Origin of the sequence: Streptomyces thermoalcalitolerans (genome assembly GCF_039525155.1) — a bacterium.
Classification (GTDB): Bacteria; Actinomycetota; Actinomycetes; order Streptomycetales; family Streptomycetaceae; genus Streptomyces; species Streptomyces thermovulgaris.
The window spans coordinates 116,388-131,545 of sequence record NZ_BAAAHG010000010.1; the positions used below are offsets into that span (position 1 = coordinate 116,388).

Sequence of the window (15,158 nt, forward strand, 5' to 3'; positions counted from 1 at the left end):
TCACTCGCCCGGTCGGGCCGGGGTGTCGGTGGAGTTCAGTTCGGTGGTCAGGGCCTGGGCGATGGTGGTGAGGGTGCCGTCCTTGAGGAGTTGCACCATGGGCAGCCTGATTCCGTAGCGGCGTTCGATGCGGTTGCGCAGTTCCACGGCCATGAGGGAGTCCATGCCGAGCCGGTTGAGGGGCCGGTTGACGTTGACGCGTTCCGCGCGCAGTCCCATCACCGCGGCGACCTCCTGCTTGAGGAAGTCCAGCAACTCCCCGGCCGGCGGCACGTCCGCGGTGCCGGCTTCCGGCTGGTCGGCCGGGCGGACGGGCTGTGCGCTTTCCTCGGCCGTCTCGGTGCCGGATACCACGGCCACCTCGGTGGCGGGGGTGTCTTCCGCGGGAGTGCTGACCGCTGTGGCGGATGCGGGTGCGGCGTTCGATGGGGAGGTGTCCGTGTTCCCGGCCGGGGCGAGTTCGGTGGTCAGGGTCTGGGCGATGGTGGTGAGGGTGCCGTCCTTGAGGAGTTGCACCATGGGCAGCCTGATTCCGTAGCGGCGTTCGATGCGGTTGCGCAGTTCCACGGCCATGAGGGAGTCCATGCCGAGCCGGTTGAGGGGCCGGTTGACGTTGACGCGTTCCGCGCGCAGTCCCATCACCGCGGCGACCTCCTGCTTGAGGAAGTCCAGCAACTCCCCGGCCGGCGCCGCGGAACCCGTCGCAGGCCTCGGTGCCGTCGTGGCGGCGGGCACGGACGGTGCGGGCGCCGCAACGGAAGCGGGAGCGAGGGGTGGGGCGGTGGGCCGCCGGGACTCGGCGGGACCGGTGGCAGCGGGTGCGGCGGGCACGTCCGCCCGAGTGTCTGACGCCGCCGCGTGCTTGCCGTCCGTTCGCGTGTCCTTGAGGAGGTGCCTGAGCAGCGGCGCGGCAGCGGCAGACGGATAGGCGTGCGCCCATGCGGACCAGTCCGCCGGCAGTACCGCGGTGTGCACCCGGCCCTCGGCAAGGATCCTTCCGAGCAGCGCCAGCCCCTCGTCGGGGCTGAAGGAACGCATGCCCTGCGGGAGCAGGGTGCGTTCCTCCCGCTGTTCCGCGCGGGCCACCATGCCGACGCTGTTCCAGAAGCCCCAGTTGACGACGGTGGCCGGCAGCCCGTGGGCGTGCCGGTAGTGGGCCAGGGCGTCGAGGAAGGCGTTGCCGGCCGCGTACCCGCCGAGCATGGGCGAGCTGAGCAGGGCGGAACCGGAGGAGAACAGCACGAAGGCGTCCACCGGTTCCTCGCGCAGCAGCCGGTGCAGGTTCCACGCACCGGAGACCTTGGCAGCCAGTACCCGGTCGAGATCGGTACCGGTCATCTCGCTGAGCGGGATGTAGTCGATGACGCCGGCCGCGTGGAAGACACCGCGGACCGGGGGCATTCCCGTCCGGCGGCGGGAGGCGAGCAGCCTTTCCATGGCGTCCGCGTCGGCGACGTCGACGGCTTCGTAGGTCACCTTCACACCGCGAGCGCTGAGCTGCCTCAGCACGGTGACCGCTGCGGCCTGCGGGTGGTCCTCCGCCAGGGGCAGGTCGGGACGGGGCATCGGGCGTCGGCCGGTGAGCAGCAGGTGCCGGGCGCCCTGATCGGCCAGCCACAGTGCCAGGCGACCGCCGATGCCGCCTGCTCCGCCCGTGATGAGGTAGGTGCCGTCGGCATGGATGGTGACGGGCCGGGTCCGTGCCCCGCGCACCGTGCCGGTCGCCGTCTCCTCGAATGACAGCACGATCTTTCCGGTGTGACGGGACTGAGCCATCAGCCGGAAGGCGTCCGCGGCTTTCTCGACCGGGTACACCGTGTGCGGCAGCACCTCGACGGCGCCTTGGTCGACCAGGGCGATGGCCTCCCGCAGCATTCGGCCGGCCCGTTCGGGCGCGTGCCGGACCATGTGGACGACGTCGATGGCGTGGAAGGAGAGGTTGCGGGCGAACGCTCCCAGCGACAGCCGGTTGTTGTCGAGAATGTCGCGTTTGCTCAGCTCGAGGTAGTGCCCGTACGGGGCCATGAGCGACAGGTTCGCCTCGATGGCGTCACCGGTCAGTGTGTTGCAGATGACGTCGAAGCCCTCTTCGGCGGTGGCCGGTTTGAAGGCGTCGACGAAACCCAGGCCGCGGGAATCGGCCACCTGTTCCACGCCGAGCTTCCGCAGCAGCTCACGCTTGGCCTCGTTGCCGGCGGTGGCGAAGACGCGGGCTCCCTTCCGGCGGGCCATGCTGAGCAGTGCCCGCCCGGTGCCGCCCGTGGCGGAGTGAATGAGGATCTTCTGGCCGCGCTCGAGGCGGGCCAGGCCGTTCAGCGCGTGGTGCGCGGTCAGATAGGCGGCGGGCAGGGTTGCGGCCTCGGCGGCGGTCAGCCGCGTCGGCTTCGGTGCGGTCAGGCAGCTGCGTGTGATGGCCTCGTGCGCCAGCGCACCCTCGGCGATGGCGACGACCTCGTCGCCCACGGCGACATCGGTGACGGCGCTGCCCACTTCGGTGACCGTGCCGACGCACTCCCACCCCAGTACCGGCGGACGGTTGTCCTGGCCGGGGTACATGCCCAGGCTCATCAGCACGTCGCGGTAGTTGACACCGGCGTGACTGACCTGGATGCGGACCTCGTCGGCAGCCACGGCGCGCGGCGGAAGCTCGGACAGCTGCAGGTCGTCCAGAACGCCGGGTGCCGGCAACGACAGCGCACGCGGTACGGCGGCACCGTCGGCGTCCGGGCGCAACCGGGCGGCAAGGCGCCGGCCTTCACGCAGGGCGACCTGGTCCTCGTCGTCGGCGCGCTGCAGTGCATCGGCCAGAGCCGGGATGCTGGCGGCGGACCGGTCGAGGTCGACCAGACGGGGCGTCAGCGAGGGAGCCTCGGCGGCCAGGGTGCGCCCCAGGCCCCACAGCACCGCCTGGAAGGGATGGCGCACCCGCTCCCCGGTACCGGTGGCCTGGGCGAGCTGGGTGACCAGCCACAGCGGTGGGTTCCCGGACGAGTGGTGCTCCAGCGTCCGGGTCAGATGCAGCACGCTGCGGGCGGACAGGAGCTGGGCACGACGGATCTCGGTGGGTGTGGCGTCCAGACCGGCCTGGGCGTCCAGGGCCCACAGATGGACGATGCCGCGACAGGTGCCGTCACGGGTGACATCACCCAGAAGCTCGCGGTAGTGCTCCTCTTTCGACGGGTCGATGCGGTAACGGTCTCCGGATCCCGCCATACGGCCTGCACCGGCGGTGACGGCGACCACGCGCTGTCCACGGCCGGTCAGTTCCCGTATCAGCGTGCGGCCGGTGGGGCCGCTGTCGGTCAGGACCAACCAGAAATCGTTCTCCGCGGGTGTGCGTGCGGCACCCGCGGGCAGGGCGACTTCTTCCCACGCGAGGGTGTGCAGCCAGGTCTCGGAACCGCTGTCGGGCGTGGGGGCGGAGGGCGTGCCGATCGCTGTCACGGGAACCTCGTGGCGGGGATGCAGCAGAGCGGGGGAGCGGCCGGCCAGGTACTGCAGGCGCAAGCCGCGTATCTGCGTGATCAGGTGACCGTCGTCGTCACGGATGTCGATGTCGGCGGCGAAGGAGTCCTCGCGCGGGGAGGGCAGCAGCCGGGCGTGGCTGAACATGGACACTGCCGGCCGCTGGTAGAAGCGGACTTCGTCGATGCCGCCGAGGACGAAGACACCGTCCTCACCGGGGACGGTCAGCGGCCGCGCCGCGGCCATGGAGTGGCCACTGGCGTCCAGCAGCGCCGGATGGAAGTGGTGACGGGCAAGGTCGTCGATGAGGGCAGGAGGGCAGGAGAGGCGGGCGAGGACTTCGCCGTCGGCGCGCCACAGCTCTGCGACGCCCTGGAAGGAGCCGTTCCACTGGTTGCCGCGTTCGGCGTTCCACGTGTAGAAGTCGGCCGCGTCCTGGTGCTGCGGCAGACGGGCGCGGATCGCCTCAAGCGGTTCGGACGGCTCCGGTGTGCCCTCGGCCAGAGCACGGACGCGGGCTTCGGTGTGCAGGATCCAGTCACCCGTGTCGGGGGCCTGGCTGTCGATGCGGCAGTGCAGTGAGCCGTCCGGACGCGGGGTGGCCGTGACCCTGACCTCCGGTGCGGGACCGTCCTCGTCCAGGAACAGCGCCCGGTGGTAGTGGACGTCGGACACCGACAGGGCGTCCGACCTCAGCATGGTGCGGGCCGCCGCGGAGACGAGCTCGAGATGGGCGGTGCCCGGCAGGATGATCGTGTCCTGGACGCGGTGGTCGCGCAGGTAGGCGTTGTCCGCCAGGCTCAGCGGTCCCTGCCATACGCGGCTGGTTCCCTCGGCGGGCCGCGGTCGCCCCAGCAACGGGTGCCGGTGCTGCTTTGCCGGTTCCTCCGCGGTTGGCGCGACCGAGGAGGGCGCGGCAGCGGATGCCGCGGGAGCATGGGCGCGGTTGATCCAGTAACGGGTGCGCTGCCAGGGGTAGGAGGGCAGCGGCACATGGCGTCCGCCCTCGGCCAGCCGGTCGAAGTCGAGCGGAGCGCCGGCGGTGTACAGAGTGGCCGCGGAGGTGAGCAGGCAGGCGCGTTCGCCGGTGTGGCGGCGCAGGCTGCCGACCGCGGTGATGTCGGCCCCGGTGTGCAGGCGGCCGGTCTCGCGGATTCCCGCCACGAGCAGGGGATGAGGGCTGACCTCGATGAACACGGTGTCCCCGAGGTCGAGCTGGCCCCGCACGGCGCCGACGAAGTCGACCGGCTGGCGGATGTTGCGCACCCAGTAGTCGGCGTCCATGCCGGAGCCGTCGATCACCTCGTTCAGCAGGGTGGAGTGCAGCGGGATGCGGCCCGCACGCGGGGTGAGGTGGGACAGCTCGGTGAGAAGATCGTCGCGCAGGGCGTCCATGTGCGGGCAGTGCGAGGCGAAGTCGACATTGACCCGTCGGTTGTCCACGCCGCGGGCGTCGAGGGCGGCGAGTACCCGGGCGAGGGCGTCACCGTCCCCGGACAGCAGAGTGGAGGTGGGGCTGTTGACGGCCGCCACGGCGACCTTGTCCTCGAAGCCGGCCAGCGAGGCCGCGGCCTCATCGGCGGGCAGTGCCACCCAGGCCATGGTCCCGCGGCCGGACAGACGCTTGGCCAGTCGGCTGCGGCGGCAGATGACGGCGGCGGCATCCGGCAGGGACAGCGCTCCCGAGATGCAGGCGGCGGCGGATTCGCCCATGCTGTGACCGATGACCGCATCCGGCTCGACGCCCCAGGAGCGCCACAGTTCGGCCAAGGCGATCTCCATGGCCCACAAAGTGGGCTGGACGACGTCGAGTTGCCTGAGGCGTTCCTCGTCGGCCGCGCGCAGCAGTTCGATGACCGACCAGCCGGTCTCGGCGCTGACGGCGTTGTCGCAGGCCTTCATGGCCTGGGCGAACGCCGGTTCCGTGTCCAGGAGTTCGCGTCCCATTCCGGGCCACTGCGAGCCCTGGCCCGGGAAGACGAAGACGATCCGGGGACGGGCACCGGGGTCGGTGTAGTCGCTGAAGGACAGGCCGGGTTCGTCCTCGCCCTCGGCGAAGCCGCGCAGCGCGGCGGCTGCCTCCGCGTGGCTGTCGGCGGGCAGTGCCAGCCGGGCGTCATGAGTGGTGCGGCGCCGTGCCGCGGAGTAGCAGATGTCGCGCAGGGAGTGCCGGGTGCCCGGTCCGTCGAGGTAGTCGGCCATGCGGCGGGCTGCCTCGGTGAGGACCTCGGGGCTCATGGCGGACAGCACCAGCAGCTCGCTCCGCTGGTCCGGCTCCTCGCTGTCCCTTCCGGTTCCGGCCGGCTCGGGGGCGGCTTCCAGGACGAGGTGGGCGTTGGTGCCGGAGAAGCCGAAGCTGCTGACCCCGGCGATGGCGGGCCGGTCCCGTTCGGGTATCGGAGTGACCCGAGTGGGAATGGTCAGCGGAAGGCTGTCCCAGTCGACGGCCGGGTTCGGGTTCTTCAGGTGCAGGGTGGGTGGAACGGTTTTGTTCTCCAGGCACAGGACGGCCTTGATGAGCCCGGCGATGCCGGCGGCCGCCTCGGCATGGCCGATGTTGGTCTTCACCGAGCCGACCAGGCAGCGTCGGTCCGGGGCGCGGGGCCCGACGACGTCGGCCAGGGCCTCGAGCTCGACCGGGTCGCCCACACTGGTTCCGGTGCCGTGGGCTTCGATGTAGTCGACGTCGGCCGGGTCGATGCCGGCGTTGGCGTAAGCGCGGCGCAGCACGTCGCGCTGGCCCTCGACGGAGGGGGTGACCAGGTAGCCGCTGCTTTGGCCGTCGTTGCCGACGGCGGAGCCGCGGATGACGGCACGGATGCGGTCGCCGTCGGCGAGAGCGGCGGACAGGGGTTTGAGCACGACCGCCCCGATGCCGTCGCTGCGGACGAAGCCGTCGCCGGAGGCATCGGCGAACTTGCAGCGGCCGTCGGAGGCGAGCATGCCGGCGCCGGAGTAGACGATTCCCTCTTCCGGCAGCAGAACGATGTTGACGCCGCCTGCGATGGCCAAGGGACATTCGCCCAGCCGGAGGGCCTGGACGGCGTTGTGGACGGCAACCAGCGCGGAGGAGCACGCGGTGTCCACGGTGAGGCTGGGACCGCGCAGATCGAAGGCGTAGGACAGGCGGCCGGAGGTGATGGCACGTGCCGCCGCGCCGGTCATGGCGTACAGGTCCAGCCGGTCGCGGTCCTCGTACTGCAGGTGCCAGTAATCCCCGCCGAGCTGTCCGATGAAAACGCCTGTGCCGGTGCCCGCAATGCGCGACAAGGGCTGCCCCGCGTCCTCGAGGGCTTCGTAGGCGACCTCCAGCAGCAGGCGCTGCTGCGGGTCCATGCGGTCGGCTTCCCGGGGAGAGATGCCGAAGAACTCCGCGTCGAAGGCGTCGATGTCGCGCAGCAGTCCGCCCCACCGGCTCACGGTGCGGCCGGGGGTGCGAGGCGTGGGATCGTAGACGGCGTCGACGTCGAAACGCTCAGGCGGGATGTCCGTGATCGCATCGCGGCCCTGAAGCAGCATCTCCCAGAGCTCTTCAGGGCTGGTGGCACCGGCAAAGCGTCCCGCCATGCCGATGATGGCGATCGGTTCGCTGACAGGATCGGCCGCGCGTGCCGAGTCGTGAGGCATGGATGTCCTTCCGGGCATGGTGGAGCCGTTTCACTGGTGAAGCAGCACGGAAGGAGCCGCGGTGGGTACGTGGCGGGCCGGCGGCGACCGGACCGGTGGCGGGCGTACGCACCGAGGGCGCGTGGTCATCGACGGGGAGGGGGACCGGGTCCGCGGGGAACGGTGTGAGGCGTGGCGAGCGCGTCGTTCCCTTCACAGGCCGGACATGACTGTCGGCACAGCCACCGATCCTTGTGTCGCTACGGTGCGGACCAGATGTCCCGCGCCGAGCACCCCCGTTGTTTCGACATGTATCGAGATTGGCTCGTTGCGGCTCCCTGTGCAACGCGACACAGAGTGATGCTCGTCACAGTCGGCGACCCTTCGGGTCAAGGTTGACATTCATCGAATCAAGGGCGACTCTGGAGTCTTGATTCGTTGTTTATCTATATAAGCGGTCGTGGTGAGACTCCTCGCGTGGCCGCTCGGACACTCCACGACAGAAAGCCGATCGATCCGATGAGCGATTCCGCCACCCCGCCTCCGGAGGGCAACGAGCAGGCCACAGGCGCCTGCTGTGCCGCGATCGCCGCATTGCAGCGCCGGGTGCAGCAGGGCGCAGCCCTGCACGTGCGGACCGACACCGGTGACCCGGCCACCTCGTTGCCGACCGAGTCCGTGCACGACGCCTGACCGACTGCTCCGCCCTTTCGTGAAAGGACACCGCACTGTGGTTGCCCACAGCCTCGACCGCCTTCCCGTGGCCGTGATCGGAACCGGCCCCGTCGGCCTGGCCGCCGCCGCGCACTTGGCCGAACGCGAGCTCCCTTTCGTCGTCGTGGAAGTCGGTGACGCCCCAGCAGCAGCGGTGCGGGCCTGGTCCCACATCCAGATCTTCAGCCCGTGGGAATACAACATCGATCCTGCCGCCCGTCGCCTGCTCGCGGCAGCAGGATGGGAAGAGCCCGACCCGTCGGCCCTGCCCACCGGTGGCGACCTCGTCAAGCAGTACCTTCAGCCACTGGCCGAACTGCCGGACCTGGCGCCCCACATCCGTTACGGCGCCGAGGTCACCGCCATCAGCCGCCTCGGCATCGACCGGCTGCGCACCGCCGACCGCGAGAAGACCCCCTTCGTCCTGCGCCTGTCCGGCGGTGAGGAACTGCTCGCCCGCGCCGTCATCGATGCCTCCGGCACCTGGCGCCAGCCCAACCCGGTCGGTGCCAATGGGCTGCCCGCCCACGGCGAAACGGAAGCCGCGGCCTGGATCAGCCACGCTCTGCCCGACGTCCTGGGCAACGACCGGTCCCGGCATGCCGGCCGTCACACCGTTGTCGTCGGAGCCGGGCACTCAGCCGCCAACACCCTGCTGGCCCTGGCCGAACTGGCCGACTCCGAACCGGGAACCACCATCACATGGGCCATCCGGGCCGCCGACCCGAGTGCTTCCTTCGGCGGCGGCAGCGACGACGAGCTGCCCGCTCGCGGCGCGTTGGGCTCCGGCCTGAAGATGCTCGTCAGCACGGGCCGAGTCACCCTTGCCGCGAACTTCCGCACTCACACCATCCGTCGCCTCGGCGACGACCCGACCCGCGACCAGGTCGAACTCGTCTCCCGCGGCCACGACGGCAGCGAGCAGACCATCGTCGCCGACCGGATCGTGGCCGCCACCGGCTTCCGCCCGAACCTCGACATCACCAGAGAACTGCGCCTGGAGCTGGACCCGATCATGTCCGCCCCCCGTGCGCTGGCTCCGCTGATCGACCCCAACCAGCATTCCTGCGGCACTGTCACTCCGCACGGCTACCGCGAACTGGCCCATCCCGAACCGGGTTACTTCACCGTCGGCATGAAGAGCTACGGCCGTGCGCCGACCTTCCTCATGCTCACCGGTTACGAACAGGTCCGCTCCGTCGTGGCCGCCCTGGCCGGTGACATGGAGGCCGCCCAGTCGGTCGAACTGAAACTTCCGGAGACCGGAGTCTGCTCGGCGACCGCCGGCGCAGAGGCCATCGCACAACGGCTTGGTCTGAGCAAGGAGCAGAACGAGCAGCTGCTGCGCGCCACCGCGAAGCACCTGGGCACCTCGTCCAGTGCCGCGGACGCCGTCCTCAAGGCTGCCACGGAACTCGGCATCGACCACACGGCGGCTCTTCAGCTGGCCGCTTACGCCGCCGAGCGGTTCGACGCGCCCGGTGCTTCCGGTTGCTGAGCCACGTCCGGGTGCTGAGTCACGGCTGTCTCTCCCCCTGTCTCAGCCGGAGGGGAGACAGCCGCGTCCGGTGGCTCAGGTCGTTCGATGCACCTTGTGCTGGGCCGCCTGGGCCCTGGGCCGCACCACAAGCAGGTCGATGTTGACATGCGGGGGACGGGTCACCGCCCACGTCACCACCTCGGCGACGTCCTCGGCCACCAACGGGTCGGGGACACCGGCGTAGACGGCGTCGGCCTTCTCCCGGTCCCCGCGGTAGCGGTTGAGGGAGAACTCCTCGGTGTGAACCATCCCCGGGGCGATTTCGATCACGCGCAGAGGTTCCCCGCACACCTCGAGACGCAGCGTCTCGGCCAGCACGTGAGCGCCGTGCTTGGCCGCACTGTAGCCGCCTCCCCCCTCGTAGCAGGTGAACGAGGCGGTCGAGGAGAGGACGACTACGACGCCGTCCCCCGAGGCCCTGAGCCGGGGCAGCAACGCCTGCGTCATGTGCAGTGCGCCGACCACGTTCACTTCGTACATCGACCGCCAGTCGGCGGGATCCGCGTTCTCGACGTACTCGGTCCCGTACGCTCCTCCGGCGTTGTTGATCAGGACGTCACATGCCGGAAGCTGCTCCGCGAAGGCCGTGACTGCCGCTCTGTCGGTCACGTCCAGGGGAAACACCTGGGCTGTTCCGCCCTGGTTCTGGATCTCCTTGGCGACTGCCTCCAACCGGTCGGCCCGCCGTGCGGTCAGTACGACGTGGAAGCCTTTCTGTGCCAGTGCCCGCGCCGTCGCCGCACCGATACCGCTGCTGGCCCCGGTGACAACGGCTGTCCTCGCGGCCCTCGTCGTGTCGGCGGTATCCCTGTCGGTCACGCTCCCCCCAGCCTCTGATTAGACGCACATCTAATCAGGGAATCTTGGCAGGGGGTGACAACGAGTGTCAACATAGATGCATGTCGAAGCTAGCGCAGTCGGTGGCAGGTGCCTCCGCCCCGCCATGCTGCCCCTCCCTCACGGAGCGGGAGCTCACCGAAGAAGAAGCCGAGATCGCGGCCGCCATGTTCAAAGCGCTGGGGGACCCTGTGAGGCTGCGCCTGTTCTCCAAGGTCGCCTCTCATCCCGACAGGGAAGCCTGTGTATGTGACATCGCGGATGTCGGCGTCTCCCAGCCCACTGTCAGCCACCACCTGAAGAAGCTCCGCGAAGCGGGGTTGCTGCTGTCCGAGCGGCGCGGAACCTGGGTCTACTACCGAGTCGCGCCCGCCGTCCTTTCTGCGCTGTCCGGCTTTCTCTCCATGCGTGACTGATCGAATTCCTGCTGAACCTTCCGGCCCGGCGCCGGAGGACGCCGGCGGCAGACCGGGAGTATGTGATACGCACGAGGTGGTGGACCGACCGCCGGGCGGCGGCAGGGCCGTGAACGGAGCCGGCCGCAGGCGGCGGAACGCTTCACGCGGGGCGAGAAGACCTCGGCGATCGCTGTGGATCTCCGTGTGAGTGCACGTTCGGTGGAGCGCCGGTGCCGAACCTGACGCGAGTACGGCCCGCAGGACCTGGCTTCGAGGGGGCCGGAGGGCCGTCCCAGGCCGACCGTCGGCACAGTTCGCAGTCCTGCCAACGCTCTTTCGGCATGGGTCCGACCTTGAGGCCCCGCCGGACTACGAGACGTCCGGGTATGGGGACCGCGCTGTGCAGCGAATGCGGGCTTCTCCGAATCGGTGACAGCCTGCGCGAAGGGGCGGGAGGGAAGACCGTGACTTCCCGCTGCGCCCCGTGGCCGGGGACTACTGTCGTGGGCATGGTTGAACGCGATGTCCTCGGCGCCACTCGCGAGGCTTACGACGCGGCTGCCTCCGAGTATGCGCAGCTGTTCCGCGACGAACTGCGTGACAGACCCCTGGACCGCGCGATCCTGGGTGCCTTCGCCGAGGTCGTCCGTGCGAGCGGGGACGGCCGGGTCGCGGACCTGGGGTGCGGCCCTGGCCACATCACCGCGTACTTGGATGAGTCGGGGCTGACGGCGTTCGGTGTCGATGCCTCTCCCGAGATGATCAAGTTGGCACGCCAGGCCTATCCGGGCCTGCGGTTCGAGGTGGGCTCGATGACCGCGTTGGACATCGCTGACGGCGTGCTGAGCGGCGCACTCTCACGGTGGTCCGTCATCCACACTCCGCCGCAGGAACTCCCCGTCGTCCTGGCGGAGTTCCAGCGCGTGCTGGCACCCGGCGGCCACCTTCTGATCGGCTTCTCGGCCGGCGACGGTCCGTCTCACCCGACGCAGGTCTTCGACCACGCGGTCGCACCGGCCCATCGGTGGTGGCCCGATCACCTCGCCGCGATGCTGCGCGAGTCCGGGCTGGTCGAGGTGGCCCGGATGGTGCGCGAGCCTCAGCCCACCGACCGACGGCAGTTCCAGGAGGTTCACCTGCTCGCCCGCAAAACCCGGTAGCGCATCGTCGTGTCGGATGATCCCGCCGGTGGCGGGTGTCCGCCCGGCAGCACCTCATTCCGTCAGGAGCCCTGAGACCTTTTCCTTCGGGTCACCCTCGTGGGCGTGCGACAGGTTGCCCGCCATGAGTGGACTCGGCCCCGTCGCGTGGCCGCCGGCTCCGATGAGGACCGAACGGCTCGTGCTCCGCGAGTTTGAAGCCCGAGACCGCGCGGCGGTACTCGGCTGGTTCGCTGGCGTGCTTCCCGGCGAGCCGGTGGTGCTCTGCACCCAGACCGCCAACGACTACTCGATGCGCCTCGCGGCGAAGCTGGGATTCACCGAGGTGGAGCGGTTCGAGGAGTGGGGCGCCGAGCAGTGGTTCGGCGTGTGGTCCCCGGTCACGCCGTCCGGCTGAGCCGGCGGATCGGACGGGGCGAGGCGTCCGGTACCGCGTATTGCTCGGTTCCGCTTCGGCGAGTGGGCGCACGGCGCGGCCGTCGCCGCCCTGCCAGTGGTTCTTGACACCGCTCTTGCTCCACGCGGAGGCCGGCCGGGCCCGGTGGCCACCGGCTATCCGCCGAAGCGGGCGGCGAAGGCGGCTCGGTTCGGCGACTGCGAGGTGCGGTCCCACACCGCGAACACGACCCTTGCGAACACGTTCCGGTACGCGCCGGTGTCGGCCACCAGGTGCGCGTGGAAGGCATCGGCGACGTGTTCCGGGTCGTTGCGGAACACGCCACAGCCCCACGCCCCCAGCACCAGCTCGCGCACCCCGTGGTGGGCGGCGACCGCGAGTATCAGCCCGGCGCGCTCGCGCAGCGTTCGCGTGATCTTCGCGCCCGCGCCCGCATCGCGCCGCAGGGCCTCCCCGGCGTTGGGCGCCGGACAGGTCAGGAAGGACACGGGGTAGGGCTCGGGCAGCAGCTCACCACGGTCGTCCCGGTGCACGGGGACCGCGGGCGACCAGATCACGCGGTGGCTGTAGAGCAGGTCCGAGGACGCCCGGTGCGCCGCGTAGTAGTCGGGAGCCTCGAGCAGGCACGGATACAGCAGGGAGGTGCGGCACAGATCCTCCTCCTGCGCGCGGGCGCCGCCGAGATAACCGCCGCCGGGGTTGCGGGCGGAGGCGAAGTTGAGCACCGCGATGTGCCCGGCCCCGGCCAGATGCAGGCGACGCGCCGCTTGCAGGCTGCTCTCCGCCGTGACCTCGAAGACGGTGCGGTGCACCGGCGAAAACTGCTCGGCGGCGAGCTTTTGCAACGCGTCGGGGGCGTAGCTGACGGTTCCCGAGCGGGCCGCGGCGAGCGGCTCACGGACCTCGACCTTGCGGCCGTCCTCCAGCTGGTAGAAACCTTCCTCGGCGATGCGGGCGTTGCGCGCCGCGACTTCACGGAGTCTGCTGCTCACGGTCACGGACGGTAGAGGATCCGCGAGGCGGCCGTCGACCGGATTTCGGGCGGCCGATACTGACGGCCTTGCTGTTGGCCTCGTACCCCCAGGGGTGGCGCCCGCTCGGGGGTCGGAAGGTGTGCTGTGCGAGCGTGCACGGCGTGCCGGGGTGATGGTCCGGCCATCGGTCACTGCGCGGAGGAGGGAAGGGTGAAGCGGAACGCTCCCGCGCCGTTGCCGAGTTGCAGCCACAGGTAGCCGGGCTGGGTGACGGCCCGCAGGGCGAGGTCGGCGCAGCTTGGGCAGCGCCCGGTGAGTCCGGGGCCGGAGCCGTAGACGTGCAGCTCGCCGATGCTGGAGGGCATGAGGCAGCTGGGGCAGCGGTGCCAGGCGGTGGTGGGGTCGACGGCGAACACGTCGGTGAGCGGGCCGGCGAGGAAGTTGCCGTCGAGGTGCGATGCCGAGGGCTGGTTCACGGGGACTCCTCATTGCTGGAAGGTGCTGGAAAGTGCTGGAAGGCAGGGAAGTTGTGGGGGCGGGTGCGCGGTGTCGTCCGGCGGTGTCATCCGAAGCGTTCCGTGCGGATCCGTCCCGGTGACCGGCCGGCGGACAGCAGAAGGCCGCTGACGTGCTCGACGAACGCCGTCGGGCCGCAGACGTAGGTCGTGGCGGCAGGACCCTCCGGCGGGTCCTCCAGGTCGGGCAGGTCGCCCGCCGTGATCCGGCCCGCGGGGCGGGGCGAGCCGGCGGGCGCCCGGCGCGTGTAGAGGAGCCGCAGGTCCTCGCCGTCGGCCGGGGTGTTCAGCTCCTGCGCGTACCAGACCTCGTCCGGATCGCGCACGGAATAGACCAGGACGCAGGGCTCGGTGTGGACGGCGGTCGTCCGCCGGGCCCGGAGCATCGCCATCAGCGGCACCACGCCGGACCCGCCACCGATCAGCAGCAGCGGTCCGCGGTCCTCGGGCGTCCACCGGAACCAGCCGCCGAGCGGCCCCTTGACTTCGATGAGCGCACCGACCGGCAGATCGTCGGCGAGGTACGGCGATACCTCACCGCCCGGCGCCACCTGTACTCCCAGCTCGATGATCCGCCCGTCCGAGGGGGCGGCGAGGGAGTAGCTGCGGACGGCCTGGTAGCCGTCGTCCGCGGTGAGCCGGACATCGACGTGCTGGCCGGGCGCATGCCCCGGCCAGCCGGGGACGTCGAACCGCAGGGTGCGGCCGGTCGCCGTCTGGTCCGTCCGCTGCGTCAGCCGCGCAGGCAGCCACCGGGACATCAGTCGTTCCAGTAGCGCTGTTCACGCCATGGGTCGCCGTAGTCGTGGTAGCCGGCCGACTCCCAGAACCCGGGCTCGTTCTCGGTGGTGAACCGCAGTGCCTTGACCCACTTGGCCGACTTCCAGAAGTACAGGTGCGGGATCAGCAGGCGGGCGGGTCCGCCGTGCTCGGGGGCGAGCGGGTAGCCGTCGAAGGAGTGGACCAGCCACGCCTTGTTGCCGGTGATGTCCTCCAGCGGGAAGTTGGTGGTGTAGCCGTCGTAGGACTCCGCGACGACGAAGTCGGCGGCGCTCTCCACCTGCTCGAGGAAGGTGTCGAGCCCCACGCCGCTCCACCGCGTGTCGAACTTCGACCAGCGGGTGACGCAGTGGATGTCCACGGTGGGGTGCTGCTGCGGCAGGGCCGTCATCTCCTCCCAGCTCCACACGCGGCTCTCGCCGGTCTCGCTGGTGACGGTCAGCGACCAGTTCTCCGTCGGCACGTGGGGTGTGGGACCGGCGGACAGAACCGGGAACGACTCGGTCGGGTACTGCCCCGGGGGCAGCCGTCCCTCGAAGGCGTGAGCCCTGCCGCGGAAGCCCGGTGAGAAGCCGCTCACGGGTGACTCCCCTCGTCGCAGGTACGTGCGGGCGTGTGCGTCGGTTTTTCGCTTCCTGCTGTCCGCCTGTCCGCTCCCTTGTCCGGGCGTGGGCGGTGCGTCCGGACGGGGACACGATCAAGGCCAGGTGTCTGTCGTGCGGTGCCTTGTCCGGCGTTCGGCGCGTCGGGGTGCAGTGCGTCGACGGCCAGG

11 protein-coding genes are annotated in these 15,158 nt (G+C 70.4%); 5 read left to right on the forward strand and 6 right to left on the reverse strand.

Translation table 11 applies throughout. The features are described from left to right. Entirely contained in the window at nt 1–7,092 is a 7,092-nt protein-coding gene (locus ABD224_RS08995; protein WP_344048782.1) for an SDR family NAD(P)-dependent oxidoreductase, read from the reverse strand. Between the two features lie 498 nt (nt 7,093–7,590). Between ABD224_RS08995 and ABD224_RS09000 the strand changes: the two genes are divergently transcribed. Together ABD224_RS09000 and ABD224_RS09005 are read left to right on the forward strand one after the other, a co-directional pair. Further along, a complete protein-coding gene (locus ABD224_RS09000; RefSeq protein ID WP_344048784.1) occupies nt 7,591–7,764 on the forward strand; it encodes a hypothetical protein in 174 nt (57 codons plus the stop codon). A 37-nt stretch (nt 7,765–7,801) separates the two neighbouring features. Continuing rightward, entirely contained in the window at nt 7,802–9,283 is a 1,482-nt protein-coding gene (locus ABD224_RS09005; protein WP_344048786.1) for an NAD(P)-binding domain-containing protein, read from the forward strand. A gap of 75 nt (nt 9,284–9,358) precedes the next feature. Here ABD224_RS09005 and ABD224_RS09010 read toward each other — a convergent pair whose 3' ends face one another. Continuing rightward, nucleotides 9,359–10,144 carry an SDR family oxidoreductase gene (locus ABD224_RS09010; protein ID WP_344048788.1) on the reverse strand — a complete coding sequence of 262 codons (786 nt, stop codon included), beginning with the start codon at nt 10,142–10,144 and terminating at the stop codon, nt 9,359–9,361. A gap of 80 nt (nt 10,145–10,224) precedes the next feature. Between ABD224_RS09010 and ABD224_RS09015 the strand changes: the two genes are divergently transcribed. The 3 genes from ABD224_RS09015 (at nt 10,225) to ABD224_RS09025 (ending at nt 12,117) form a co-directional block, all read left to right on the forward strand. Next, nucleotides 10,225–10,578 carry an ArsR/SmtB family transcription factor gene (locus ABD224_RS09015; protein WP_344048790.1) on the forward strand — a complete coding sequence of 118 codons (354 nt, stop codon included), beginning with the start codon at nt 10,225–10,227 and terminating at the stop codon, nt 10,576–10,578. A 491-nt stretch (nt 10,579–11,069) separates the two neighbouring features. Beyond that, nucleotides 11,070–11,720, forward strand: a complete 651-nt coding sequence (locus tag ABD224_RS09020; RefSeq protein ID WP_344048792.1) for a class I SAM-dependent methyltransferase — start codon at nt 11,070–11,072, stop codon at nt 11,718–11,720. Between the two features lie 124 nt (nt 11,721–11,844). Beyond that, a complete protein-coding gene (locus tag ABD224_RS09025; protein ID WP_344048794.1) occupies nt 11,845–12,117 on the forward strand; it encodes a hypothetical protein in 273 nt (90 codons plus the stop codon). A 155-nt stretch (nt 12,118–12,272) separates the two neighbouring features. Here ABD224_RS09025 and ABD224_RS09030 read toward each other — a convergent pair whose 3' ends face one another. The 4 genes from ABD224_RS09030 to ABD224_RS09045 form a co-directional block, all read right to left on the reverse strand. Further along, the gene (locus tag ABD224_RS09030; RefSeq protein WP_344048796.1) at nt 12,273–13,109 is read right to left on the reverse strand and encodes a TIGR02452 family protein; all 837 of its coding nucleotides are present in this window, start codon (nt 13,107–13,109) and stop codon (nt 12,273–12,275) included. A 170-nt stretch (nt 13,110–13,279) separates the two neighbouring features. Beyond that, nucleotides 13,280–13,567, reverse strand: a complete 288-nt coding sequence (locus ABD224_RS09035; RefSeq protein ID WP_344048798.1) for a DUF6510 family protein — start codon at nt 13,565–13,567, stop codon at nt 13,280–13,282. A gap of 86 nt (nt 13,568–13,653) precedes the next feature. Further along, the gene (locus ABD224_RS09040; RefSeq protein ID WP_344048800.1) at nt 13,654–14,367 is read right to left on the reverse strand and encodes a ferredoxin reductase; all 714 of its coding nucleotides are present in this window, start codon (nt 14,365–14,367) and stop codon (nt 13,654–13,656) included. Next, on the reverse strand, nt 14,367–14,966 hold the full coding sequence (locus ABD224_RS09045) for a molybdopterin-dependent oxidoreductase (RefSeq protein ID WP_344048802.1): 600 nt from the start codon (nt 14,964–14,966) through the stop codon (nt 14,367–14,369). Before ABD224_RS09045 ends, ABD224_RS09040 begins: the two co-directional genes overlap by 1 nt. Nucleotides 14,967–15,158 lie beyond the last annotated feature (192 nt).

What these genes read in the sequence shown, in the direction of transcription:
- ABD224_RS08995 (WP_344048782.1), bottom strand. Translation starts at nt 7,092, where the DNA reads ATGCCTCACGACTCGGCACGCGCGGCCGATCCTGTCAGCGAACCGATC.
- ABD224_RS09000 (WP_344048784.1), top strand. Translation starts at nt 7,591, where the DNA reads ATGAGCGATTCCGCCACCCCGCCTCCGGAGGGCAACGAGCAGGCCACA.
- ABD224_RS09015 (WP_344048790.1), top strand. Translation starts at nt 10,225, where the DNA reads ATGTCGAAGCTAGCGCAGTCGGTGGCAGGTGCCTCCGCCCCGCCATGC.
- ABD224_RS09020 (WP_344048792.1), top strand. Translation starts at nt 11,070, where the DNA reads ATGGTTGAACGCGATGTCCTCGGCGCCACTCGCGAGGCTTACGACGCG.
- ABD224_RS09025 (WP_344048794.1), top strand. Translation starts at nt 11,845, where the DNA reads ATGAGTGGACTCGGCCCCGTCGCGTGGCCGCCGGCTCCGATGAGGACC.
- ABD224_RS09040 (WP_344048800.1), bottom strand. Translation starts at nt 14,367, where the DNA reads ATGTCCCGGTGGCTGCCTGCGCGGCTGACGCAGCGGACGGACCAGACG.